Annotated in this window: 19 protein-coding genes; 11 read left to right on the top strand and 8 right to left on the bottom strand. The window is 65.4% G+C overall.

All coding sequences use genetic code 11. The features are described from left to right. Window positions 1-36: 36 nt before the first annotated feature. Window positions 37-807 (bottom strand): glutaminyl-peptide cyclotransferase, encoded by a 771-nt coding sequence (locus VZ068_RS11695; protein ID WP_259148736.1) that lies wholly within the window; start codon window positions 805-807, stop codon window positions 37-39. Window positions 808-969: 162 nt separating this feature from the next. On the opposite strand from VZ068_RS11695, the gene VZ068_RS11690 reads away from it, so the two are divergent. Continuing rightward, window positions 970-1,407 carry a hypothetical protein gene (locus VZ068_RS11690; RefSeq protein ID WP_046962693.1) on the top strand — a complete coding sequence of 146 codons (438 nt, stop codon included), beginning with the start codon at window positions 970-972 and terminating at the stop codon, window positions 1,405-1,407. Between the two features lie 372 nt (window positions 1,408-1,779). Here the strand turns inward: VZ068_RS11690 and VZ068_RS11685 are convergent, their stop codons facing one another. The 3 genes from VZ068_RS11685 to VZ068_RS11675 are packed head-to-tail and all read right to left on the bottom strand — an operon-like array spanning window position 1,780 to window position 5,501. After that, window positions 1,780-3,417, bottom strand: coding sequence for a pseudouridine synthase (locus VZ068_RS11685; protein WP_349655399.1), 1,638 nt, complete (start codon window positions 3,415-3,417; stop codon window positions 1,780-1,782). Beyond that, a complete protein-coding gene (gene scpB / locus VZ068_RS11680) occupies window positions 3,410-4,657 on the bottom strand; it encodes an SMC-Scp complex subunit ScpB (protein WP_349655398.1) in 1,248 nt (415 codons plus the stop codon). Before scpB ends, VZ068_RS11685 begins: the two co-directional genes overlap by 8 nt. Continuing rightward, complete coding sequence (locus VZ068_RS11675) at window positions 4,596-5,501, bottom strand: ScpA family protein (protein ID WP_349655397.1); 906 nt, start codon at window positions 5,499-5,501, stop codon at window positions 4,596-4,598. The genes scpB and VZ068_RS11675 overlap by 62 nt, the downstream gene beginning before the upstream one ends. Before the next feature lie 367 nt (window positions 5,502-5,868). On the opposite strand from VZ068_RS11675, the gene VZ068_RS11670 reads away from it, so the two are divergent. The 10 genes from VZ068_RS11670 to VZ068_RS11625 all read left to right on the top strand — a co-directional run bounded on the left by VZ068_RS11670 (window position 5,869) and on the right by VZ068_RS11625 (window position 19,896). Further along, entirely contained in the window at window positions 5,869-6,168 is a 300-nt protein-coding gene (locus tag VZ068_RS11670; protein WP_046962706.1) for a YciI family protein, read from the top strand. Then, complete coding sequence (locus VZ068_RS11665; protein WP_349655396.1) at window positions 6,165-6,434, top strand: BolA family protein; 270 nt, start codon at window positions 6,165-6,167, stop codon at window positions 6,432-6,434. Before VZ068_RS11670 ends, VZ068_RS11665 begins: the two co-directional genes overlap by 4 nt. Before the next feature lie 387 nt (window positions 6,435-6,821). Next, complete coding sequence (locus VZ068_RS11660; RefSeq protein WP_349655395.1) at window positions 6,822-7,844, top strand: LacI family DNA-binding transcriptional regulator; 1,023 nt, start codon at window positions 6,822-6,824, stop codon at window positions 7,842-7,844. A gap of 103 nt (window positions 7,845-7,947) precedes the next feature. Then, window positions 7,948-10,935, top strand: coding sequence for a TonB-dependent receptor (locus VZ068_RS11655; RefSeq protein WP_349655394.1), 2,988 nt, complete (start codon window positions 7,948-7,950; stop codon window positions 10,933-10,935). Between the two features lie 100 nt (window positions 10,936-11,035). Beyond that, window positions 11,036-12,655 (top strand): glucoamylase family protein, encoded by a 1,620-nt coding sequence (locus VZ068_RS11650; protein ID WP_259148744.1) that lies wholly within the window; start codon window positions 11,036-11,038, stop codon window positions 12,653-12,655. A gap of 3 nt (window positions 12,656-12,658) precedes the next feature. Further along, the gene (locus VZ068_RS11645) at window positions 12,659-14,041 is read left to right on the top strand and encodes a sugar ABC transporter substrate-binding protein (protein WP_349655393.1); all 1,383 of its coding nucleotides are present in this window, start codon (window positions 12,659-12,661) and stop codon (window positions 14,039-14,041) included. Further along, a complete protein-coding gene (locus VZ068_RS11640) occupies window positions 14,038-14,922 on the top strand; it encodes a sugar ABC transporter permease (RefSeq protein WP_011258869.1) in 885 nt (294 codons plus the stop codon). Before VZ068_RS11645 ends, VZ068_RS11640 begins: the two co-directional genes overlap by 4 nt. Next, window positions 14,919-15,755, top strand: coding sequence for a carbohydrate ABC transporter permease (locus VZ068_RS11635; RefSeq protein ID WP_259167774.1), 837 nt, complete (start codon window positions 14,919-14,921; stop codon window positions 15,753-15,755). The genes VZ068_RS11640 and VZ068_RS11635 overlap by 4 nt, the downstream gene beginning before the upstream one ends. A gap of 26 nt (window positions 15,756-15,781) precedes the next feature. Continuing rightward, the gene (locus tag VZ068_RS11630; RefSeq protein ID WP_349655392.1) at window positions 15,782-18,919 is read left to right on the top strand and encodes a discoidin domain-containing protein; all 3,138 of its coding nucleotides are present in this window, start codon (window positions 15,782-15,784) and stop codon (window positions 18,917-18,919) included. Between the two features lie 50 nt (window positions 18,920-18,969). Beyond that, window positions 18,970-19,896, top strand: a complete 927-nt coding sequence (locus tag VZ068_RS11625; protein WP_349657697.1) for an endonuclease/exonuclease/phosphatase family protein — start codon at window positions 18,970-18,972, stop codon at window positions 19,894-19,896. Window positions 19,897-20,001: 105 nt separating this feature from the next. On the opposite strand, the gene VZ068_RS11620 is transcribed toward VZ068_RS11625, so the two are convergent. From VZ068_RS11620 to VZ068_RS11605, 4 genes are all read right to left on the bottom strand, one after another. Next, window positions 20,002-21,222, bottom strand: a complete 1,221-nt coding sequence (locus VZ068_RS11620; RefSeq protein WP_259148754.1) for a TraB/GumN family protein — start codon at window positions 21,220-21,222, stop codon at window positions 20,002-20,004. Between the two features lie 4 nt (window positions 21,223-21,226). Beyond that, on the bottom strand, window positions 21,227-21,754 hold the full coding sequence (locus tag VZ068_RS11615; protein ID WP_349655391.1) for an N-acetyltransferase family protein: 528 nt from the start codon (window positions 21,752-21,754) through the stop codon (window positions 21,227-21,229). Between the two features lie 4 nt (window positions 21,755-21,758). Further along, window positions 21,759-22,643, bottom strand: coding sequence for a carbon-nitrogen hydrolase (locus VZ068_RS11610; protein ID WP_259148758.1), 885 nt, complete (start codon window positions 22,641-22,643; stop codon window positions 21,759-21,761). Between the two features lie 112 nt (window positions 22,644-22,755). After that, the gene (locus VZ068_RS11605) at window positions 22,756-23,790 is read right to left on the bottom strand and encodes an agmatine deiminase family protein (protein WP_259167779.1); all 1,035 of its coding nucleotides are present in this window, start codon (window positions 23,788-23,790) and stop codon (window positions 22,756-22,758) included. Window positions 23,791-23,963 lie beyond the last annotated feature (173 nt).

Below are 23,963 nucleotides of genomic sequence, written 5' to 3'. Positions count from 1 at the left end.
CGTTGCCAATCCCCAATCCCAAATCCCCAATCCCGGCTACTCACCCAGCTTGATCTCGTAGATCTTCGGCCAACGCTTGCCGGTGACGAACAGTCGATCGTGCTTGGCGTCGTAGGCGATGCCGTTGAGTACATCGTTGCTGGAATCGGTAAGCGTGTCGGCATCGGGCACCAGCGCCTTCAAATCGATCCAGCCGATCACCTTGCCGTTGGCCGGGTCGATCCGCGCGATGCGGGTCGTGAGCCAGACATTGGCCCACAGCTCGCCCTTGACCCATTCCAGTTCGTTGAGATTGTCCAACGGCTTGCCGCGGGCGGTGACCTTGATGGTGCCGGTCTGCTGCAGCGTTTGCGGGTCCAGCCGGCGGATGCGGGAAGTGCCATCGCTCATGTACAGGCTGCGCTCGTCGCTGGTCAACGCCCAGCCTTCGCCGGCATAGGCGAAGTGCGAGCGCGGTGTCAGCGTGGCCAGGTCGTAGACGAAGCCTTGCTGGTTGCGCCAGGTCAACTGGATCAGCCGGTCGCCCCAGGCCACGATGCCTTCGCCGTAGTAGGGCGCGGGGGTATTGGCTTGCTGCAGCACGCGGCCGGTCTCCAGCTCGACCTTGCGCACGCTGGACTGGCCCAGTTCGCCGGTGCTCTCATACAGGTACCCATCGAGATAGAACAGGCCCTCGGTAAAGGCGGCGGTGTCGTGCGGATAACTGTTGACGACGGTGTAGCCCCGGGTCGGAATCGTGTCGCTGCAATGCGCGAGCGAAGGCAGCAGCAGGGCGGCGAAGAAGAGTCTGTGGGCGATGTGTGACATGCACGAATGATCCCATGCCGGCGCTGCTTCTGCAGCGCGCTGCCATACGCGCGCCGGAATAATCATTCGCTGAACGCGGGTTGGAGAGCTGTCGTGACCTTGTCGCGGCTGCTACGTCGGCGCTGCTAGTCTCGCGCCACGTCCACCACCGGCTACGCACACATGATCAAGTCACTGTCTCTTTTCGCCCTGCTCGGCGCGGCAACGCTGGCGCCGCAGGCGCAGGCCGCCGGCAACATCGATTGCCAGCTGAAGTTCAACCTGTCCGGGTGGTCGGTGTTCTACAAGACCGCCAGCGGCACCGGCACCATCACCTGCGATAACGGCGCGGTCATTCCGGTCAAGATCTCCAGCAAGGGTGGCGGCCTGACCGTTGGCAAATCCAAGATCACCGGCGGCCGCGGTTCGTTCTCCGGCGCTTACAGCCTGAATGATCTGTTCGGCACCTACGCCGCTGCCGAGGCGCATGCCGGCGTGGTCAAGTCCAGTACCGCGCAGGTGGTCACCAAGGGTGATATCTCGCTGGCCCTGGCGGGTACGGGCGAGGGCGTCGATCTGGGCATCAACGTCGGTAACTTCGTCATCGAACGCCGCAAGTAAGCGCAGCCGGTAGCCTGCTGCGCTTGATGTCAGATGGGCGCGACAGCTACCTGCGCGGCATCTGAGCTGCGTGTCTTCGCGCCATCCGTGCGCGTCTGATGACCGATGGTTTGCGGTGTGCCTTGCGCCAGTTCACGCGCTTGCGCATCGTGCCAGTGGCGCGTGGCGTTCGACTGCTGCCTGCGTCGCTGCGATGGGCCTGGCGAATCGGACCCCCGTCGCGTGGATGCGAGGTCATCGTTGCTTCACTGCCGCTGCAATCGAAATCGTCGCTTCACTGCCGCTGCAATTGAACATGACGCGCAGCGCCATTGAGTGCATAAACAAAAACGGCCCTTTGCAGGGCCGTTTTCTTATTGCGCGTGCCGCCTCTTAGCGGCCGCGATTGCCGCCGCCTGGCGGACGACGGTTGCCGCCGCCCGGCGGGCGCCCACCCGGGCCGCCTGCGCCACGCGGTGCGCCACCCGGGCCACCGGGACCGCGATTGCCGCCCGGACCACGGCTACCACCCGGGCCGCCGGCGCGTGCACCGGTCGGGCGACCTGCTGGACGCGCCGCGCCATACGGGCTGAAGCCCGGATTGGCATGATCGGACGGAAAGCTCGGTGCATTGCCCGGATGCCCGTACGGATGCTTGCGCTGACCCTGGCCCTGCGACTGGCCCTGTCCGCCACCGGCACCGCCGCGCCCGGGGCCACCTGCGCCGGGACGTGCATTGCCTGGGCCGCCGGCACCTGGACGCGCGCCACCCGGACCCTTCTTGGCATAAGGACGCGCCTGGCCGGTGCCGGGGCCGCTGGGGCCGGCATTGCGGTGACCGCTGGGGCCGGTGCTCACGCCATCGGGCACATACCAGCTACGGAACGCGGCCGGGTTGCCGTCCGGCAACGAGCGGTCCCCCTTGGCCGGGCCGCGCTGCTTGAACGGGCGCTGCTGCGACTGCTTGGCGGCCGCTTCGCCGCTGACGGTGAGGCCGCCCTTGAAGCCGCCGGGCTTGCCGCGACCGCGGCCGCCACGATCCTCGCGCAGGTTGTCGAAGCGACGCAGCTCGCGGCCTTCATCGGCGCCGGAAGTCTGGCCGTTGACGTAGGCGTTGCTGCGCCCATCGCGCGAGACGTGCACGGTCGACTTGGCAGCGCGACGCTGGCCGATCACCGGCTGCAGCGTCAATGCCGACGGCGCGCCTTCTTCGAGCTTGAGTTCGGCGCGCAGGGCGTCGACCTTGTCCTGCGCCACTTCCACCGACTGCCCACGCAGCAGTTCGCGCGGCAACGAGATCTTGCCGTAGCGGCTGCGCTTGAGGCGACTGACCTGGCAGCCCTGCGATTCCCACAGGCGGCGCACTTCGCGGTTGCGGCCTTCCTTGACCACCACGCGGAACCAGTCGTGCGAATCGGTGCCGCCGATGCGCTCGATCTCGTCGAACTTGGCGCCGCCGTCTTCCAGCAGCACACCGCGCGACAGGCGCTCGATGATGGCGTCGGAGACCTTTTCCTCGCCTTCCGGGGCGCGCATGCGCACCACGTATTCGCGTTCGACCTCGTAGGAGGGGTGCATCATCGCGTTGGCCAGCTCACCGTCGGTGGTCAGCAACAACAGACCGGTGGTGTTGATGTCCAGGCGGCCGATGGCGATCCAGCGCGAACCCTTCAGTGCCGGCAGCGACTCGAACACGGTCGGGCGGCCTTCTGGATCTTCGCGGGTGGTCACTTCGCCTTCGGGCTTGTTGTAGATCAGCACGCGCGAAGGTTCGGTCAGCGCGCTGGCCACGAAACTGCGGCCATCCAGCTCGATCTTGTCGCCGCTGCGCACCGACATGCCGGTCTGCGCGACGGCGCCATTGACCTTGATCAGGCCATCGGCAATACGTTGCTCGAGCGCGCGGCGCGAGCCCAGGCCGGCCTGGGCCAGCACCTTGTGCAGGCGCTCTTCCAGCTTGGGCGCTTCGGGCGCGCTGTCGCGCTTGAGGGAAAGCTTGTTCAACGACAGCTTGCGGGGGGTGTCACTCATGTGTCTGGCTCCGGCCGACGCGCTCTGGGTCGGCCTCTGGGTCGGAATCGGCTTCGTCAACAGCCACGGTCGTCGTCGCGACGGCGTTGTCTTCGTCTTCGTTCACTGCATCCGCGCGCGTTCCCGGCGCGGTGTCGGGGTCGCCCTCACGGGCGTCGTCTGGGTCCAGCGTGTTCGGGTCCTGCGCCGAGACAGGCTCGGGGTGTTGCGTTGTCTGCTTACGCGACGCATCCGTGCTGGCATCGTCATCGGCCGCGTCGGCGTGGTGTTCGTTTTCTTCGTCGACTGCAGTTGCGGTGCCGGCAGCCTGACCGTCGACATCGACATCCATCTCGGCATCGACGTGCGTTGCATCATCGGTGTCGCTGGTTGCGTCGGGCGTGCTGTCCGCTGCTGGCAAAACGTCCGCATCGCGGCGTTCCGGCGCATCGTCGCTCGGGTCGGCATCCGCGCCAACATCCGCCTCCGAGTGCACGCCGGCTGCCGCGTCGGTCGCTGCACCAGCGCCCTCCGCATCCGCCAGCTCCGCATCCGCATCCGGACCCGCTTCGGCAAGCTCCGCATCCATCGCCGCCGATGCCGGCACCGCGCCATCCAGTTGCCCGTCGCGATCCAGCGGCAGCTGCGGTTCCAGCTCGGCAATGTCCTTCAACTCAGACAATGGCGGCAGCTCGTCCAATCGCTTGAGCCCGAAGTAATCCAGGAAGCCCTTGGTGGTGCCGAACAGCGCCGGCTTGCCTGGCACGTCGCGGTGGCCCACCACGCGGATCCACTCGCGTTCTTCCAGTGCCTGGATGATGTTGCTGCTGACCGCCACGCCGCGCACCTGTTCGATCTCGCCGCGGGTGATCGGCTGGCGGTAGGCGATCAGCGCCAGGGTCTCCAGCGTGGCGCGGGTGTACTTGGTGCGGCGTTCGGTCCACAGACGGGCGACCCAGCCGTGCACATCGGCCTTGACCTGGAAACGGAACCCCGAGGCCACCTCGACCAGCTCCACGCCGCGCTCCGTGCAACCCTCGCGCAGCAGTTCCAGCGCGCGCTCGACGCTGCCGGGCGGCGCCGGCTCTTCTTCGGGAAACAGCCCCTGCAGCTGCGCCAGCGTCAACGGCTGGCTGCTGGCCAACAGGGCGGCTTCGATAATGCGGGTGATCAGCGCTTGATCCATTCGGTGATCGGCTTCAGATAGGTTCGTTGGCAGCGTCGCTGTCATCGAATTCGCTGGAGAATTGCAGCGGCGCATTGGTATTGCCCAACGCCAGCGACTTCACGTAGATCGGCGCCAGCGGCGCTTCCTGCACGATGTCCAGCAACTGCTCCTTGGCCAATTCGAGTAGCGCCAGGAAGGTGACCAGCACGCCGAGCTTGCCTTCTTCGGCAGTGAACAGCGATTCGAAACGGTAGAACTTGCCGTCGTCCAGGCGGCTCAGCACATCACCCATGCGCTGGCGCACGCTCAGCGCCTCGCGCTTGATCGCATGGCCGGTGAACAGCTCGGCGCGCTTGAGCACGTCGTACAGGGCCATCAGCATTTCTTTCAGTTCCACCGGTGGCGGCAGCTTGACCGCGGCGCGCTCGGGCAGATGCGCCTGCACCGGGGCGCTGTCGCGGCCCATGCGGGGCAGGGTGTCCAGGTCTTCGGCGGCCTGCTTGAAACGCTCGTATTCCTGCAGACGGCGCACCAGCTCTGCGCGCGGGTCTTCTTCTTCGCCGTCCTGGCTGGGTGGGCGCGGCAACAGCATGCGCGATTTGATCTCGGCCAGGATCGCGGCCATCACCAGATATTCGGCCGCCAGTTCGAAGCGCAGCTCCTGCATCACATTGATGTAGTCCACGTATTGCCGGGTGATCTCGGCCACGGGGATATCCAGGATGTCCAGGTTCTGGCGGCGGATCAGGTAAAGCAACAAGTCGAGCGGACCTTCGAACGCGTCCAGAATCACTTCCAGCGCATCCGGCGGGATATACAGATCCTGGGGGATCTGCAGTACCGGTTGCCCATGCACCACCGCCAGCGGCATTTCCTGCTGCTGTGGATGAGCGCTTGTGGCTGGCGGAGTCGCGACGTGCGCGAGTTCGGAATTCATCAGGTCGACATCGGGTCTTACGGTCGCCGGCCGCGGTCTTAAGCCGCGCCTGCAGGGCTTTGCCTTGAGTTATTGCGATCAATGTCGTGCCTGCTTCGGCACGATCCCACAAATTCACATCCGCCGGTCCGCATATCATCAGGCGCCGCGTGGCAGGCGGCGACGGAATAGCGAGGAGGTCGTCTACGCGAGCCGGCGGTGGGCAGCGATTCGGTCGTCGAATGAGGCATGGGGCCTGGGCCGACGGGCCGCTGCGTCCGGTTGCGTGTGCAGTAGCGCCAAGGGTAATGCGTGCGCGGGGGCGGTGTCCAGCGCTGACGCGGCTAGAATCTCGGCGGTGATCTTCAAGTCCTGGATGAGGTGGCATGTGTGGTACGTAATCGAAGGGTATGACGGGGCCGATGCACTGGCCGCGCGGCAGCAGGCGCGACCGGCGCATCTGGCGCGCCTGCAGGCGCTGGCTGCGGCAGGGCGGTTGCTGGTGGCAGGCCCGTGCCCGGCCATCGATGCCGAAGATCCGGGTCCGGCCGGTTTCAGCGGCAGTGTGGTGATTGCCGAGTTCGACGCCTTGCAGGACGCACGCGCCTGGGCCGATGCCGACCCCTATGTGGCCGCCGGCGTTTACGTGCGCACGGACGTCCGGCCGTTCCGCAGGGTCTTGCCATGAGCCGGGTCGAGCGGATTCGCCAAGCGTTGCAAGCGGCATTGGCGCCGACCGAGCTGGAGGTGGTGGACGACAGCCATCGGCATGCCGGCCACGCCGGCGCCCGCGACGGCCGCGGCCATTTCAATGTGCGCGTGGTCAGCGCCGTCTTCGCCGGCAAGCCGCCGCTGGCGCGTCACCGCGCGGTCTACGCCGCGGTGGGAGAGATGATGCAGACCGACATTCACGCCTTGTCGATCGAGGCGATCGCGCCGGGCGAGGCTGGGTAGGCCAATCCGACAGACCGCTGTCGTAGGAGCGCACCTGGGCGCGACGGGCCTTACCGGTAAAGCCGTCGCGCCCCGGTGCGCTCCTGCGCAGGAGGACATTGCAAAGTTGGGCAGCGCCGGAGCGACCGACCGATTGGCAAGCCATCCTCCGCTCCCGATCCATGAGCAGGCCCAGCCATCCCCAACCGTGATCGCCGTTCACCTTCGTTTGTGGAGACGTGGGTGCGGGTTTGTTGCGTCGCAGCACATTCATTCACGCATTCATCACTTGCAGATGCTTGATCTGTAAGCGTTTTCACGGGTGTGAAGATGGGGGTTTACGCCTGCTTATGAAAACGCTTACAGTCCGCGCCAGTTTTGGGAAGTCGGTCGCGGAGGGCGACACGAATGGCCAAGGGTGCGGTCACCATCAAAGATGTCGCTCGGGAAGCGCAGGTCTCTGTCGCCACCGTGTCGCGTGCGCTCAATGGGCACGACAACGTTGCCGGGCCGGTGCGTCAGCAGGTCATGGACGTGGCCGAACGGCTGCGCTACAGCCCGCATGCGGCAGCCCGTAGCCTGAGCAGCCGGCGGTCGCAGACCCTGGGCGTGGTGCTGCCTGACCTGTACGGCGAATTCTTTTCCGAGTTGATCCGCGGCATCGACGGCGCGGCGCGCGCTGCCGGCCAGCACCTGCTGGTGTCCAGCTATCACGGCGACCCGGAAGCCCAGGGCAGGGCGCTGCGGTCGATGCGCGGGCGCGTCGACGGCCTGCTGGTGCTCTCTCCGTATGCCGAGCAGCCGGGATTTCTCACCGACAACCTGCCGCAGGCGCTGCCCACCGTGCTGATCAATGCCCATCTGCCCGGCGCCGGTTATCCGGTGCTGAGCATCGATGACCATGCCGGCGCCATGGCCATGACCGAGCACCTGTTGGGTGCGGGCCACCGGCGCATCGCCTTCATCGGCGGGCCTTCGCTCAATTTCGATGCGCGCGAACGCCTGCGCGGTTTCCGCGACGCGATTGCCGGATTCGGCGACCAGGCGCAGGGAATCGAGTATGCCGGCGACTTCGACGAAGCCTCCGGGCATCGCGCCGGGCTGGCGATGCTGGCCGCCGGCGCATTGCCCGATGCGGTGTTCGCCGCCAACGACATGACCGCGCTCGGCTGCCTGTACGCGTTTGCGCAGGCCGAGGTGTCGGTACCTGGCGATGTGGCATTGGCAGGGTTCGACGACATTCCGCTGGCGCGCTTCGTCCACCCGGCGCTGACCACGATGCGGGTCAGCATCGCGCGTCTGGGCGAACAGGCGATGACCCGATTGATGCGGCTGGTGGAACTGCCCGGCCATGACGACGGTAGCCGCCAACTGCTGACGCCCGAGCTGGTGATACGGACTTCCTGCGGCGCCGGCGAGTCCGGCCCCTGACTTTCGCGGACGTTCTGTCCGCTCCCGCTGCTCCCCCGCAGCGGTCGTTCCTGCTGGTTTGCAACACCACAACAACAATCTGTACCGATCCCTGGAGGGACCAATGCGCCACCACCACCCCCATTCCGCCCGCCCGTCGCGCAAGCTGCTCAGCTGTGCTCTGGCCAGCTGCCTGCTGCTGGGCGCCGCGCCTGCATTTGCGCAGAGCACTGCCGCGACCATCCGCGGCCAGGTCAGCGTCGACTCCGCTCCCGCCGCCCAGGCGCAGGTGACGGCCACCAACTTGGCGACCGGCCTGACCCGCACCGTACAGGTCAGCAACGGCGGTTATTCGGTCGGCGGTCTGCCGCCGGGCTCGTACCGCATCGACGTCACCGCCAATGGTCAGACCAGCTCGCAGAATGTGACCGTGCAGGTCGGCCAGACGGCGACCTTGAACCTGGGCGTCGGCGGCGAGCCGGCCACGGCCGAAGCTGGTAACGCCACCACGCTGGACGCGGTGCAGGTCAAGGCGCCGCCGGTGCTGGTGGAAACGCGCACCTCCGAGAACGCCACGTACATCTCCAACGTGCAGATCCAGAACCTGCCGCGTGCCACGCGCAACTTCCTGGAACTGGCCGACACCGTGCCGAACGTGCAGTTCACCCGCGATGCCAACGGCACCACCAAGGTCCGTTCGGGCGCCACCTCGGCCGAAGGCACCAACGTCTATATCGACGGCGTGAGCCAGAAGAACTACGTGCTCACCGGCGGCGTCAGCGGCCAGGACTCCAGCCGCGGCAACCCGTTCCCGCAGTCGGCGATCGGCGAATACAAGGTCATCACCTCAAACTACAAGGCCGAGTTCGACCAGGTCAGCGGCGCGGCCATCGTGGCCTCGTCCAAGTCCGGCACCAACGATTTCCACGGCAGCTTCTTCTGGGACACCAGCAACGACGGCTGGCGCGAAGAGAGCCCGCTGGAGAAGAAGGCCGGCGTGCGCGACGACTTCGAGGAGACCCAGTACGGCGCCACCTTCAGCGGCCCGATCCTCAAGGACAAGGCGCATTTCTTCATCGCCTATGAGGCCAAGGAATACACCACCCCCAACGTGGTGATCCCCGGTTCGATCTATTCCGACCGCGTCGACCAGTTGCCTGCGCAGCTGCAGCCGCTGGTTGCCACCTACAGCACCCCGTTCAAGGAAGACCTGTACTTCGGCAAGATCGACTGGACCATCGGCGAGAACAACCTGTTCGAGCTGAGTGGCAAGTACCGCAAGGAAGACGAGCTCAACGATGTCGGCGGCACCTCGACCCTCGAGCACGGCAGCATCAACGGCCAGGAAGAAAAGCGCGCCAACCTGCGTTGGCAGTACAGCGGTGCCAACTTCCTCAACGAAGCCAACCTCAGCTACGAGAGCGCGTTCTGGAACCAGGCGCCGATCAACAACGGCACCGGTTATGTGCTGAGTTATGCGCCAGTGCGCGGAATCGAGGACGAAGTGCTGTCCGCGGGCGCCGGCAGCAGCTTCCAGCGCAAGGGGCAGAAGGGCTGGACCTTCCAGGACGACCTGACCTTGAACAGCCTGGAATGGCACGGCGCGCACACCGTCAAGATGGGCGTGAAGTTCAAGAGCATCGATCTGGATTCGACCCAGTTCAATCCGGCCAACCCGCAGTACTACTACAACATCCTCGGCGATCTCGAAACGCCGTACCGGGTGCGCTTCGGTGCGCCGCTGGTCGAAGGTGGTGGTTCGGTGGTGTCCAATAACAAGCAGTACGGCATCTATCTGCAGGACGACTGGGAGGTCAACGAGCACTGGACCCTGAACCTGGGCGTGCGCTACGACTACGAAGAAACCCCTGCGTTCCTGGACTTCGTCACGCCGTCCGATGTAGCCGGTGCGTTGCAGAACTGGCCGAACCTGCAGAATGCCAACTACGACATCAACAACTTCATCAGCACCGGCAACAACCGCAAGGCGTTCAAGAATGCCTGGCAGCCGCGTCTTGGTGCCTCGTACGACCTGTTTGGCGACCAGGCCCACGTGATCTACGGCGGTGCCGGCCGTGCCTACGACCGCAACATCTTCGATTACCTGGCGCTCGAACAGCTCAACAATTCGTTCAAGTCCTATAGCTACTACTTCACCAACCCCAACGCCCAGAACGGCCAGGCCTGCCTGGGCGACCCGTGCACCGCATGGAATCCGGCCTACAACACCCAGGAAGGGCTCGATGCACTGGCGGCGACCAGCGCTGGCGGCGGCGGGCGGGAAATCTATCTGATCGACAACAACATCAAGACCCCGTACTCCGACCAATTCAGCATCGGCATGCGCAACATGGTGCCGCTATGGGGCCAGGACTGGTTCACCGACGTGACCCTGAGCCGCATCGAAAGCCACGACGGTTTCGCGTTCGTGCGCGGTAACCGTCTGCCGGACGGCTCGTTCTTCCTGCCGGGTACCACCTCCGGTTCGCCGAACGACGGCCCGGACGGCTATAGCGCGATCGTGCTGGGCACGAATGGCGTGGAGACCCGCAACAACCAGCTGGCCCTGCAGGTCGAAAAGCCCTTCGATGAGGAATCCGGTTGGGGCCTGACCGTGGCCTACACCTATTCCGATGCCAAGGAGAACCGCCAGTTCGGCGAGCACTACGCGCTGGATCGCGAGCGCGTCCAGGACTACGGCTGGCGCGAGGCCGGTGGCATCGCCAAGAACCGTCTGGTGGTCACCGGCATCTACGAGCTGCCGTACGAGGTCAAGCTGTCCGGCAAGCTGTCGCTGGCCAGCCAGACCGCGCGCTACGGGCAGAACTGCGTGGCCGGCAACGACCAGTGCTACATCGTCCAGTTCAAGCCGGACGGCACGCTGGGCTACAAGGAGTTCAGCATTGCGGCCAATAAAGAATGGGATACCGGCGGCGGTGTCAAATTCAACGTCCGTGCGGATATCCTCAACGTGTTCAATTGGGTGAACTACGCCGACTTTAACGGCGAGACCGGGACACTCGGTGACTTGAACACGGCTTACGGCACGCCAACCGGCGTGCTGGCATCGCCGATGCGGACCTTCCGGCTGGCCTTTGGCCTGAACTGGTGAGGACCCGACCGCCCTGGCGCAGGCCAGGGCGGTCGAACTCGGCGCTTGGATAGGGTAGGTTGGCGTGCGGGATGTAATCGATTACACAAGTGGGGGGCGGATGAACAGGGGCAACACATCGCGGTGGTTGATCGTTCCATTCATGCTGGGAGCGCTGTTGCTGGCGTCCTGCAAGCAGGCCGAGGAGCCCAAGGTCGCTGAAAAAAAGGCACCCGTAAAAGTGATCCTGATCGAAGCGCAAATCCCCCCCAAGCCGGTCAAACCGCCGTTGCCGCCCCTGTTTTCGGACATCGAGCGACGCACCTTCCAGTTCTTCTGGGACACCACCAACGAACTCAACGGACTGGCGCCGGATCGATTTCCATCGCGTCCGTTCGCCAGCATTGCCTCGGTGGGGTTTGCGCTGACCGCGTATCCGATCGGCATCGAAAATGGCTGGGTCAGCCGCAATCAGGCGATCGATCGCACCCTGACCACGCTGAAATTCTTCCGCGATGCGCCCATGGGGCCGCAGCGGACCGGTAGGGCCGGCTACAAGGGCTTCTACTATCACTTTCTGGATATGCAGCAGGGCAACCGCTACGACAGCTGGGTCGAGCTGTCGAGCGTGGACACCGCGCTGCTGATGATGGGCGTGTTGTTCACCCAGTCGTATTACGACGGCGACGACCCGCGCGAAAAAGAAATCCGCCAGATCGCCGACACGCTGTACAAGCGCGTGGACTGGCGCTGGCTGCAGCAACGCGCACCACTGATCTCGATGGGCTGGTTCCCCGAGAGCGGCTTCATCGACCACGACTGGATGGGATACAACGAAGCGATGATGCTGTACATCCTCGCGCTGGGCTCACCTACCCATGGCGTGGACCCGGAGGCGTGGACCAGCTGGACGCGGACCTACAACAACGACTGGGGCGTCTACCAGGGGCAGGAGTACCTGTCCTTCGGCCCGCTGTTCGGCCACCAGTACAGCCATGTCTGGATCGACTTCCGCGATATCCAGGACCAGTACATGCGCGAACGCGGCATCGACTATTTCCTCAACAGCCGCCGCGCCACCCTGGCCCAGCGCGACTACGCCATCGACAACCCGATGAAGTGGAAGGACTACGGCGAGAACGTCTGGGGCCTGACCGCTGGCGACGGCCCGCAGAACACCAGCCAGGAATATCGTGGCGAGCAGCGCCAGTTCCGCCACTACTCCTCGCGCGGCGCCGGCCTGCGTGAGAACTTCGACGACGGCACCATCGTGCCATCGGCGGCGATCTCCTCGATCGTATTCGCCCCGGAAGTAGTGATCCCGGCCACCGAAGAGATGCACAAGCGCTATGGCGACTTCCTGTATTCCAGCTACGGCTTCCTGGATTCGTTCAACCCCAGCTTCAACTACGACATCCCGCTCAAGACCGGGCGCATGGTGCCGGACCGCGGCTGGGTGGCCAGCGACTACATCGCCATCGACCAGGGCCCGATCCTGGCGATGATCGCCAACTACCAGAACGAATTCGTCTGGACGGTGATGAAGAAGAACCCCTACATCCGCGCCGGTCTGGAACGCGCCGGCTTCACCGGCGGCTGGCTCACCCCCGAGGGCGAGCCGCAGCCGTTGCCGCAAAAGGACGAGCAGAAGGCCGCCGCACGCTCGCTGGGCATGGCCGAATCGCGTGCCGCCGCCGCCCAGGCCCAGCAAGACCCCTCGCAACGCCAAAAACCCGAGTAATCCGTGCGCCTTTTGAAACTGTTGATGTTGGCCGCCGCCCTGTGTGCAGGTGCGGCGGGATGTGACCGCTCCGATCCCGCCAAGACCACCGTGCGCTTCTGGGCCATGGGCAAGGAGGCCGAAGTGGTTGCCGAACTGGTGGCCGACTTCGAGAAGCAGAACCCGGACATCCAGGTCGATGTGCAGAACATCCCGATGACGGCGGCGCACGAGAAACTGCTGACCGCCTTCGCCGCCGACGGCTTGCCGGACGTGTGCCAACTCGGCAACACCTGGCTGCCGGAGTTCGCCCTGCTGGATACGCTGGAGCCGATGCAGCCATACGTGGCGCGGTCCAGCATCGTCGACCCGCAGGATTATTTCCCCGGCGTGTGGGACACCAATCTGGTCGATGGCACCCTGTATGGCGTGCCGTGGTATGTGGACACCCGGCTGCTGTTCTATCGCAAGGATCTGCTGCGCGAGGCCGGTTACAACGAAATGCCCAAGACCTGGGCCGAGATGGAACAGGTGATGGCAGCGATCAAGCGCAAGGTCGGCCCGGACCGCTACGCCATCCTGATGCCGCTCAACGAGTTCGAGCAGCAGCTGTCGTTCGCGCTGCAGCAGGACGACCGCCTGCTGCGCGACCACGACAATTACGGCAACTTCCGCGGCGAAGGCTTCCGCAAGGCGCTGGGCTTCTACGACACCATGTACCAGAACGGATGGGCGCCGAAGGTGTCCGAGACCCAGGTCTCCAACGTCTGGTACGAATTCTTCAACGGTTACTACGCGTTCTACTTGTCCGGCCCGTGGAACGTGCGCGAGTTCAAGCTGCGCCAGCCGCCGGGCATGGAAGGCAAGTGGGGCACCGCGCCGCTGCCGGGACCCAACGGCCTGGGCGCGGGCATTGCCGGCGGCTCCAGCCTGGTGATCTTCAAGTCGTCGCAACACAAGGATGCCAGCTGGAAGCTGATCGAATACCTGTCGCAGCCCACGGTACAGGCGCGCTTCCACGCCATCATCGGCGACCTGCCGCCGCGTCGTAGCACCTGGAAGCTGCCATCGCTGGCCAACGACGAACTGGCGCACGCCTTCGGCGATCAGCTGGAGCGGGTCAAGGCCACGCCCAAGGTGCTGGAGTGGGAGCGCATCGTGCAGGAAATGCGCCTGGTGACCGAGCGCGTGGTGCGCGGCGGTCAATCGCACGAGGCCGCCGTGCAGGAACTGGACAAACGCGTGGACGAGATACTGGCCAAGCGCCGCTGGATCTTCGAACAGGAGGGCGGGCATGTCGGCCCCGCTGGTGAATCCACTGCACCTGCTGGTGGGTCAGACGCACGACCAGACGCACCACCAGCCGCGACGCCAGCCGCAGCAGCGGACAAGGAGGCGGCACGATGATGAAGCGCAATTCCGTCGCCGGCTGGGTATTCGCAGCCCCGTCGATCCTGGTGCTGGGCATGTTCTTCGGCGTGCCGGTGTTCGCCGCGCTGGTGCTCAGCGTCACCGACTTCGACCTGTACGCATTGGCCGACAGCAGCCACCTGCGCTTCGTCGGCCTGGGCAATTACATCGATCTGCTGCAGACGCCGCTGTTCTGGAAGTCGTTGTGGAACACCACCTACTTCGTGTTGCTGGGTGTGCCGATGTCGATCGGCGTGTCGCTCGGTGCGGCCTTGCTGCTCAACGCCAAGGCCTCGCGCTTCAAGGCGCTGTTCCGCACCGCCTTGTTCGCGCCGGTGGTGACCACGCTGGTGGCGGTGGCGGTGATCTGGCGCTACCTGTTCCACATCAAGTACGGCCTGGTGAACTTCGGCCTGAGCCATCTGGGCATCGCCCCCATCGACTGGCTGGGCGATCCGCGCTGGGCCATGCCCACCATCATGCTGTTCGCGGTATGGAAGAACTTCGGCTACAACATGGTGATCTTCCTGGCCGGGCTGCAGGCGATTCCGCAGGACCTGTATGAGGCTGCGCGCATCGATGGCGCCTCACGCTGGAAGCAGTTCCTGCATATCACCCTGCCGATGCTCGGCCCGGTGCTGATGGTGGTCGGGGTGATCACCATCTCCGGCTATTTCCAGCTGTTTGCCGAGCCCTACGTGATGACCCGCGGCGACCCGCTGCAGAGCACCGTCAGCGTGCTGTATTTCATGTTCGAGGAAGGCTTCAAGTGGTGGAACCTCGGCCGCGCGTCGGCGGTGGCGTTCCTGTTGTTCCTGATCATCCTGGCGGTGACCACCGTGATGCTGCGCTTCGGCCGCAAGAAGGACCTGATATGAGTCGTGATGTCGGCGAATCGCGCTGGAACGGCGTGCTGATCAACGGCGGCTTGCTGGTGCTGGCCTTGATCAGCCTGGCGCCGCTGCTATGGATGCTGTCGGTGTCGTTCATGCCCACTGGCGAAGCCAGCCGGTTTCCGCCGCCGATGCTGCCGTCGGCGTTCACCACCGCCAACTACCACGAGCTGTTCGCGCGCACCGGCATGGCGCGCAACTTCGCCAACAGCCTGCTGGTGTCCGGGCTGATCACGTTGGGCTCGCTGCTGATCAACACCATGGCCGGCTATGCCTTCGCCAAGCTGCAGTTCGTCGGCCGCGAGCGCATCTTCAAGATCCTGATGGCGGCGTTGGTGATTCCGGCACAGGTGGCGATGCTGCCGCTGTTCCTGCTGATGAAGCAGCTGCACCTGGTCAACAACATCGGCGGGGTGGTGGTGCCGGCACTGGCCACCGTGTTCGGCATCTTCCTGGTGCGCCAGTACGCGCGCAGCATTCCCGACGAGTTGATCGAGGCCGCCCGCATCGACGGCGCCAGCGAGATGCGGATCTTCTTCCAGATCGTGCTGCCGATGCTCAAGCCGGTGCTGGTCACCCTGACCATCTTCACCTTCATGGGCTCGTGGAACGATTTCATGTGGCCGCTGATCGTGTTGACCGATCAGGAGCAATACACCTTGCCGGTGGCGCTGGCGGCGTTGTCGCGCGAGCACATCATGGACGTGGAATTGATGATGGCCGGCGCGGTGGTGACGGTGATTCCGGTGCTGCTATTGTTCCTGGCGCTGCAGCGTTACTACATCCAAGGTCTTCTGCTGGGGAGTGTGAAGGGGTGAAACCAGTGTTCCTGCGACTGTGTGCCATGGCCGCTTTCGTCACGTCTGCGGGCGCGGCGCAGGCGCAGGAGCGCGTGCTCGACGGCTTCAACGACATCGGCGCCTGGCGTCTGGTGGTATCCAACCAGGTCAGCGGCTCGCTGCGCCCGGTGGCAACGCCCTCCGGTGGGCATGCGCTGTGCCTGGATTACAACTTCAACGGCGTGTCCGGCTACGTCGGCATCCGCCGCACACTGCCGCTCGACTACCCCGAGAACTATCGCATCGGGTTTTCGCTGCGTGGCGAATCGCCGTCCAACGATCTGCAGCTCAAGCTGATCGATGCCAGCGGCGACAACGTGTGGTGGGTCAACCGGCCGGGCTTCAATTTCCCGAAGAACTGGACCACCTTCAACTACCGCAAGCGCAACATCGAAAAGGCCTGGGGACCGGGTGCGGACAAGCAGCTGCGCAGCAGCGCCGATGTCGAGTTCACCATCTACAACAAGGTCGGCGGCAAGGGCACGGTGTGCTTCGACCGCCTGACGCTCACCCCATTGCCGCCGGAAGACACCTCGCCGCTCAAGGCCGAGGCGATCACCGACACGGCGCCGGCGTTGGAACAACGCCTGGCCGATGGCAAGCCCGACACCTTCTGGCTCAGCGGCGCGGTGAAGCAACAGACCGTCACGCTGGATCTGGGCAAGGTGCGCGAATTCGGGGGCGCGGTGGTGCAGTGGGTGCCCGGCCTGCAGGCCTCGCAGTACGCAGTGCGTGCATCGGCCGATGGCCGCAGCTGGCGCGATCTGCGCACCGTCACCGCCGGCGCCGGTGGGACCGACTGGCTGGCACTGCCGGACACCGAAGCGCGCTACCTGCGTTTCGACCTGAAGGACGGCCCGAACTGGCGCTACGGCATCAAAGAGGTCCAGCTGCAGCCGCTGGCATTTGCGGCAACGCCCAACGACTTCATCAAATCGCTGGCCGGTCAGTTGCCGCGCGGCAGTTATCCACGGGGGTTTTCCGGCGAGCAGCCGTACTGGACCATCCTGGGTCTGGATGGCGGCACCGAGCAGGGCCTGATCGGCGAGGACGGCGCGGTGGAAGTGGGCAAGGGCGGCTTCAGCATCGAGCCGTTCGTGGTCACCGGCGGCAAAGTATTGCACTGGTCCGACGTCAGCAGCGAGCAAAGCCTGCAGGACGATTACCTGCCGATCCCCAGCGTCGACTGGCATCACGACCTGATGAACCTGCGCGTCACCGCGTTCGTGCAGGGCACCCCGGATCAGGCGCAACTGGTCGCACGCTATCAGCTGCACAACACCGGCAAGCAGGCGCGCGACTTCACCCTGGCGTTGGCAGTGCGGCCGTTCCAGGTCAACCCGCCGGCGCAGTTCCTCAATACCCTGGGTGGCGTCAGCCGGATCGAACAACTGGCGGTGGACGGCGCGCAGGTCAGCGTTAACGGCAAGCCGCGCGTGTTCGCCGTGCAGCGGCCGGATGCCGGCTTTGCCAGCGCCTTCGATAGCGGTATGGATGTCAGCCATCTCACCGCCGCCACGCCGCCCACCGTCACCCAGGTCAAGGACGAAACCGGCCTGGCGTCGGGCGTGCTGATGTATCGCTGGACGCTGGAACCCGGCCAGAAACGTGAAGTGGCCTTGGTGATTCCGCAGACCGGTGCTGCGCAACTTCCGGCCGGCTTCGATGCCGAGCAGGCGCAGCGGCAGGTGGCCCAGCAATGGCGTGGCAAGCTCGATCGCGTGCGCATCAGCGTGCCGGCCGAGGGCAAGCCGGTGGTCGATACGCTGCGTACCGCGCTGGCGCACATGCTGATCTCGCGCATCGGTCCGCGTCTGCAGCCGGGCACACGCTCGTACTCGCGCAGCTGGATCCGCGACGGCGCAATGATCTCCGAAGGCCTGCTGCGGCTCGGCCGCGAAGACGTGGTGCGCGACTACGTCGACTGGTTTGCGCCGTATCAGTTTGCCGACGGCATGGTGCCGTGCTGCGTGGACGACCGCGGCAGCGACCCGGTGCCGGAAAACGACAGCCATGGCGAGCTGATCTACAACATCGCCGAGTACTACCGCTACACCGGCGACAGGTCGTTCCTGGAGAAGATGTGGCCGCATGTCGCCGGTGCCTTCGACTACATGGAAAAGCTGCGCGCCAGCGAGCGCACCGAAGACAACTTCATGCGCAACCCGGCCTTCTACGGAATGATGCCGGTGTCGATCAGCCATGAGGGCTATTCGGCCAAGCCAGTGCATTCGTACTGGGACAACTTCTGGGCACTGCGAGGTTACAAGGACGCCACCCTGCTGGCCGGCGCCCTCGACAGGCCGGAGGACGTCACCCGTTTCAGCGCTGCCCGCGACGAGTTCAGCGGCGACCTGATCGCCTCGCTGGGTGCGGCGGTGCGTGAGCACAAGCTCGATTTCCTGCCCGGTTCGGCCGAGCTCGGCGATTTCGATGCGACCTCGACCACCATCGCGCTGACGCCGGGAGGCGAGCAGCAGCGCCTGCCGCAGGACCTGCTGGCCAACACCTTCGAACGCTATTGGAAAGAGTTCTCCGACCGTCGCGACGGCAAGCGCGAGTGGAAGGACTACACCCCGTACGAGTGGCGCAACGTCGCCGCGTTCGTGCGGCTGGGCTGGCGCGAGCGCGCCTGGGACGCGACCGCATTCTTCTTCAAGGATCGCGCACCGCAGCCCTGGAATCAGTGGGCCGAGGTGGTCTCTCGCACGCCGCGCACGCCGTTCTTCGTCGGCGACCTGCCGCATGCCTGGGTGGCATCGGATTTCGTCCGTTCGGTATTGGACATGTTCGCGTACATGCGCGAGTCGGATCAGAGCATCGTGATCGCCGCCGGCACGCCGACGCGCTGGTTCGAAGGCAAGGGCATCGGCATTGCCGAATTGCGCACCCCGTACGGCCGCCTCAACTACACCTTGCAGCGCACCGAAAAGCAGCTGTCGCTGCAGTTGCAACCCGGCCTGCTGATGCCGCCAGGTGGCGTGGTGTTTGTCTGGCCGTATCAGGGCGAACCCGGCAAGGCCAGTGTCAACGGCGAAACCGTGGATTGGCAAAATGGCGAGCTGCGGATCCAGCAGATGCCGGCCACCGTGCAGATCGATGTGCCCGGCGCGGTGCGGCGGGCAGAGCGCGCCACGCAATGACGCCTGCGCCTTGGCCGGGACGGGCAGGGCCGCAAAGGCGCTGCGCCAGCCTGGGTGCCGTCGTCGTCGCACTGGCGGTGTGCTGCGCACACGCGCAGGCAGGCCAGCGGCGTCAAGCTGGGCCATCGACCGCTGCGGTGCAGTCAAGGCAGGGCGGCGCTACGGCTGCCGGCGACCGGGCAGGGCGGGCAGTTTCAGTCCCGTCTGCGCGTGGACTGACCCTGGTCACGCTCAACCTGCATCACGATCGCGAAGACTGGCCCGCGCGCCGCGCCTACATCGCCAAGGAACTCAAGCAACTGGCGCCGGATGTCATCGCCTTGCAGGAGGCCATCGAGCGGCGCGGCAGCGTGGAAAACCAGGCTGCCTGGCTGGCGCGCAAGCTGGGGTACGAGGTGATCTTCGCCTCGGTCGATCCTGCCGGCGCCCCCAAGCGCTACGGCAATGCGTTACTGAGCCGGCGCAAGGTGCTGGCGCGGCATCAGCGCCTGCTGCAACCGCTGGACGACTACCGGGTTGCCGCGCACCTGCAGGTGGACATGGATGGCCAGCCGGTCAATGTCTACGTCACCCATCTCAACGAACGCGCCGATGCGCGCGGTACCGCAACGCGCACGCGCCAGGTCGGGGACCTGCTCGACTTCATTGCTGCCACCAGCGCGCAGGCGCCGGTGGTGATCGCCGGGGATTTCAATACTGCCGCCGACGCGCTGGATCTGGAGGCGCTACGCAAAGGCTATGGCGACAGCTATGGCAGCGTGCACCGCAACAGCGATGCCTCGGTCAGCACCTTGAATCTGCATGTCTTCGACACGCCGGCGCGGATCGACCATGTCTTCTTCCAGCAGAACCGCCTGCTCGCCCGCGAGGCCCGCATCCTGTTCGACACGCCTTACGCCGAGGGCCGCTGGGCATCGGATCACTACGGTGTGTGGGTACGCTTGCAGCTGGCGCCCGATCAGCCAGCTGCCCCGTAACGCCATCGTCGTAGGAGCGCACCCGGGCGCGACTCGCACTATCGATAACGCCCGTCGCGCCCAGGTGCGCTCCTACGTTGCGTCGATGGACCACAGGGTTTTCAATCACCCATGCAGGCGATTGAAGATCTGCACGCCGGCCAGCCACACCCCGGCCATGCTGCCGAAGTTGGTCAGTAGAAACGTCAGCACCACCCGCGACACGCGATTGCGATACCAGCCGCGCAGGGTCTGCGCATCGTCGCGCAGCGACAGGAAATCCCCATAAGCCGGCTTGCGCATATGCACTTCGACCAACGCCGCGAAGGCACCGGTCGGTACGCTCAGCCGGAACGGCTTGAACGGTGCAACCAGTGCTGCGGTCAGGATGCTCAGCGGGTGGCTGCCGGCCAGCAGGCAGCCTAGCGCGGCCAGGCCGCCGGTGTACATCGCCCACTGCAGCAACAGGTCGGTGCCCATGCTCAGGCCGCCGCGCCAGAAGCCGATGCCGATGCCGGTAATGATCACCGCCAGGATGCCCAGCGTGATCCAGGGAACGCGCTTGCGCTGCTGCACGTATTCCAGCGACTCGCGCAGCGGGCCGGGCGCATCGGTGTCCTGTTCCAGATGCCGCGCAAGCCCGGCCAGATGTCCGGCGCCGACGACCGCCAGCACTTCGTGCTGACCGGCACCGGCTTCCTCGCGCAGGCGCGTGGCCATGTAGCGATCGCGCTCGGCAATCACCGTCTCGTACAGCTCCGGGCTCTCGCTGGCGAAGTCGCCGAAGCTTGCCTCCAGCATGTCGCCCTGCTTGAGCTTCTCGATTTCCTCTTCGCCCACCTCGTCGGCCGCAAACAGGCCGCCGAGCAGGCCGCCAGCCAGTTTCATCTTGCCGAAGAATCCCAACCGCCCGGACGCACGCTTGAAGGTCAGCCCGACTTCGCGATCGATCAGGTGCACCGGCAGTCCCTGCGCACGCGCCAGATTCACCGCTTCCTTCAATTCCGCGCCCGGCTCGATGCCGAGCTGTTTGGCCAGCCGGCGCTGATAGGCGGCCAATGCCAGGTTGGCGGCAAACAAGGCCACGCGCCCCTTGCGGATCACCTGCACCAGATCCAGCCGGGCCAGTGCGTCCGGGTCGCTGAGCGCCTGCAGCCGTTGCGCGTCCAGTTCCACCGCTACCGCATCGTAGCGGCCGCTGCCGATCGCCCGCTGCACCGCGGCGACGCTCGCCAGCGAGACGTGGGCAGTCCCCAGCAAGGTGTAGCGCACGCCGTCGCGTTCGACGATGCGGTGCGGCTGGCCGGACAGTGCATCGTCCAGAAGGTGGGGAGTCTGCTCGGTCATGGGGTCATTCATCAGAAGGGGGGACGGTGTCGCCTGGGCCGAGCGCGCGTTGCATCTGCACGCCGTCCAGCCAGCGATCCTGTTTGCGGCCGATACCGGTGAACACTCCGACCGTGCGAAATCCAAAACGTTCATGCAGCCGCAGCGATGCCTGGTTACCGGCATCGCCGATCACCGCAATCATTTGCCGATCGCCACGCTGCTCGCAGCGTGCGATCAGCTCGCCCAGCAGCGCCTTGCCGATCCCGCGGCCCTGCATGTCGGCAGCGAGATAGATCGAATTCTCCACCGTCCAGCGATAGCCCGCACGTGCGCGATAGGCGCTGGCGTAGGCGTAGCCGACAACGGCGCCATCATGTTCTGCCACCAGATACGGGTAACCGGCATCCACGATCGCGCGCATGCGCGCATGCATTTCCGCGCTCGACGGCGCGCTGTATTCGTAGGTGTTGAACCCGGCGATCTGCTCCGCATAGATCGCGGTGATCGCCGGGATGTCCGCATCGCGGACTGCACGCAGCTCGACGGGCATGCGATCAGTCGATGTAACGCTTGAGCAGGTCGCCATACGCGTCGATGCGACGGTCGCGCAGGAACGGCCAGATGCGCCGCACATGCTCGCTGCGCTGCAGATCGACATCGCAGATCAGCACGGTCGGGTCCTGGCCGGCTTCGGCGATGAACTCGCCTTGCGGCCCCAGCACATGGCTGTTGCCCCAGAACTGGATGCCGGACGCGCCCAGCGGCGAGGGCTCATGGCCGACGCGGTTGCACGACAGCACCGGCACGCCATTGGCAACCGCATGCCCACGATGGCTCAGGATCCACGCATCGCGCTGACGCTCCTGCTCGGGTTGCTGGTCGTCCGGATCCCAGCCGATCGCGGTGGGGTAGAGCAGTAGTTCCGCACCGGCCAGCGCCATCAGGCGCGCGGCCTCCGGATACCACTGGTCCCAGCACACCAGCACGCCCAGGCGGCCCACCGAGGTGTCGATCGGCGTGAAGCCCAGATCGCCCGGCGTGAAATAGAACTTCTCGTAGAAGCCCGGGTCGTCGGGGATGTGCATCTTGCGGTACTTGCCGAGCAGGCGGCCGTCCTTTTCGAACACCACTGCTGTGTTGTGATACAGGCCGGCGGCACGGCGCTCGAACAACGAGGCGACCAGCACCACGCCGTGCTGTCTGGCCAGCGCACTCAGGCGCTCGGTGCTCGGGCCGGGGATTGGCTCGGCCAGATCGAATTCGTCCACCGACTCGTGCTGACAGAAATATGCGCCGTTATGCAGCTCCTGCAGCAGCACCAGCTTGGCGCCCTGTGCGGCGGCTTCGGCCACGCGCGATTCGATGATGGCCAGGTTGGCCTCGGCGTCGCCGTGGTTGCGCTCCTGAATCAGCGCGACAGAAAGAACGTGACCGGACATGGCATCTCATCCTGCAAAGGTGCGCACTAAGGTAGCGCGCCATGGCATAACACCGGCCTGCCGGCCGGAACAAGAAACGACGCAGCGTGTGCAGCCGCGTCAAACGCAACGCCTAGGCGGCGAGCAGGCCGGCCGGCAGCTGCATGGTCAGACAATGCAGGCTGCCGTTCTGCCAGATCAGCGCACGGCACGGCACCGGCACGATTTCGTGCTGCGGAAACGCTTCGGCCAGCACTGCCTGCGCGGTCGCATCGGCCTTGTCGCCATACGCCGGCATCAGCACCGCGCCATTGACGATCAGGAAGTTGGCATACGACGCGGCCAGGCGACGGCCCTGATCCAGGATCGGCTCGGCCCACGGCAGCACGAACAGGCGGTACGGCTGGCCGTCGGCGGTGCGCAGCGCTGCCAGCTCGTTGCCCATCGCCTGCAGTTCGGCGTAGTGCGAATCGCCCGGAACATCGCAGCCCTGGTAGACGATTGCATCCGGGCCGGCAAAGCGCGCCAGCGTATCGATATGCGCGTCGGTGTCGTCGCCCTCGAGGTAGCCATGGTCCAGCCACAGCACCCGATCCTGCGACAGCCATGCAGCAAGATCGCTGCTCAGCGACTCACGGGTGCGCTGCGGGTGACGTTCGTGCAGGCAGGTCCAGGTAGTGAGCAGGGTGCCGGCGCCGTCGGTCTCGATCGCACCACCTTCCAGCGCAAAATCCACCGTCTGCACCGGGGCGGGCACGAAGACCTGTGCCGCTTCCAGCGAGCTCACCAATTGGTCGTCCAGGCCGGCCTCGAACTTGCCGCCCCAGCCGGTGAAGCGGAAGTCCATCAGGCGGAAGCCGCCATCCTGGCGCAGCGTGATCGGGCCGGAATCGCGCAGCCAGGTGTCGTTGTAGGCGGCGATCACGAACCGCACGCGTGTCATGTCCACCCGCGCCGAACGCAGCCGCGCTTCGGCATAGATCTGCAGATCGTCATCGGCCACGCAGATGACCACCGGTTCGAAGCGGGAGATCGCGGTGACCAGCGCGATGTAGGTCTCTTCCACATCTGCCAGGCGCTCGGCCCAATCGGTACCGGCATGCGGCCACGCAAGCAGCACGGCGGATTGGGGTTCCCACTCGGCGGGAAAGCGAAGACGGTCGGTCATGCCAGGCAATACTCATCTTGGTGTCCGGACAGCGGCCCGGACGTTCATCGATACCCCGCACCCGAGTGCAGGCTCTTGCGATCCTGGCGCAGGTTGCCGCGCCAGGCATTGATGCAGATTCGCAGCAACGCATGTCCGAGTGCTGACGGACCAGCTACGTTGTGATGCGACGC

The sequence above is a fragment of the Xanthomonas sp. 10-10 genome, from assembly GCF_040182365.1.
GTDB lineage: Bacteria > Pseudomonadota > Gammaproteobacteria > Xanthomonadales > Xanthomonadaceae > Xanthomonas > Xanthomonas arboricola_F.
Note: the sequence above shows the minus strand (reverse complement) of the source record. Positions and strands in the feature narration are given on the sequence as shown.

What these genes read in the sequence shown, in the direction of transcription:
- VZ068_RS11695 (WP_259148736.1), bottom strand. Translation starts at nt 807, where the DNA reads ATGTCACACATCGCCCACAGACTCTTCTTCGCCGCCCTGCTGCTGCCT.
- VZ068_RS11690 (WP_046962693.1), top strand. Translation starts at nt 970, where the DNA reads ATGATCAAGTCACTGTCTCTTTTCGCCCTGCTCGGCGCGGCAACGCTG.
- VZ068_RS11685 (WP_349655399.1), bottom strand. Translation starts at nt 3,417, where the DNA reads ATGAGTGACACCCCCCGCAAGCTGTCGTTGAACAAGCTTTCCCTCAAG.
- scpB (WP_349655398.1), bottom strand. Translation starts at nt 4,657, where the DNA reads ATGCGCCGCTGCAATTCTCCAGCGAATTCGATGACAGCGACGCTGCCA.
- VZ068_RS11675 (WP_349655397.1), bottom strand. Translation starts at nt 5,501, where the DNA reads ATGAATTCCGAACTCGCGCACGTCGCGACTCCGCCAGCCACAAGCGCT.
- VZ068_RS11665 (WP_349655396.1), top strand. Translation starts at nt 6,165, where the DNA reads ATGAGCCGGGTCGAGCGGATTCGCCAAGCGTTGCAAGCGGCATTGGCG.
- VZ068_RS11660 (WP_349655395.1), top strand. Translation starts at nt 6,822, where the DNA reads ATGGCCAAGGGTGCGGTCACCATCAAAGATGTCGCTCGGGAAGCGCAG.
- VZ068_RS11655 (WP_349655394.1), top strand. Translation starts at nt 7,948, where the DNA reads ATGCGCCACCACCACCCCCATTCCGCCCGCCCGTCGCGCAAGCTGCTC.
- VZ068_RS11650 (WP_259148744.1), top strand. Translation starts at nt 11,036, where the DNA reads ATGAACAGGGGCAACACATCGCGGTGGTTGATCGTTCCATTCATGCTG.
- VZ068_RS11640 (WP_011258869.1), top strand. Translation starts at nt 14,038, where the DNA reads ATGATGAAGCGCAATTCCGTCGCCGGCTGGGTATTCGCAGCCCCGTCG.
- VZ068_RS11635 (WP_259167774.1), top strand. Translation starts at nt 14,919, where the DNA reads ATGAGTCGTGATGTCGGCGAATCGCGCTGGAACGGCGTGCTGATCAAC.
- VZ068_RS11630 (WP_349655392.1), top strand. Translation starts at nt 15,782, where the DNA reads ATGGCCGCTTTCGTCACGTCTGCGGGCGCGGCGCAGGCGCAGGAGCGC.
- VZ068_RS11620 (WP_259148754.1), bottom strand. Translation starts at nt 21,222, where the DNA reads ATGACCGAGCAGACTCCCCACCTTCTGGACGATGCACTGTCCGGCCAG.
- VZ068_RS11615 (WP_349655391.1), bottom strand. Translation starts at nt 21,754, where the DNA reads ATGCCCGTCGAGCTGCGTGCAGTCCGCGATGCGGACATCCCGGCGATC.
- VZ068_RS11610 (WP_259148758.1), bottom strand. Translation starts at nt 22,643, where the DNA reads ATGTCCGGTCACGTTCTTTCTGTCGCGCTGATTCAGGAGCGCAACCAC.
- VZ068_RS11605 (WP_259167779.1), bottom strand. Translation starts at nt 23,790, where the DNA reads ATGACCGACCGTCTTCGCTTTCCCGCCGAGTGGGAACCCCAATCCGCC.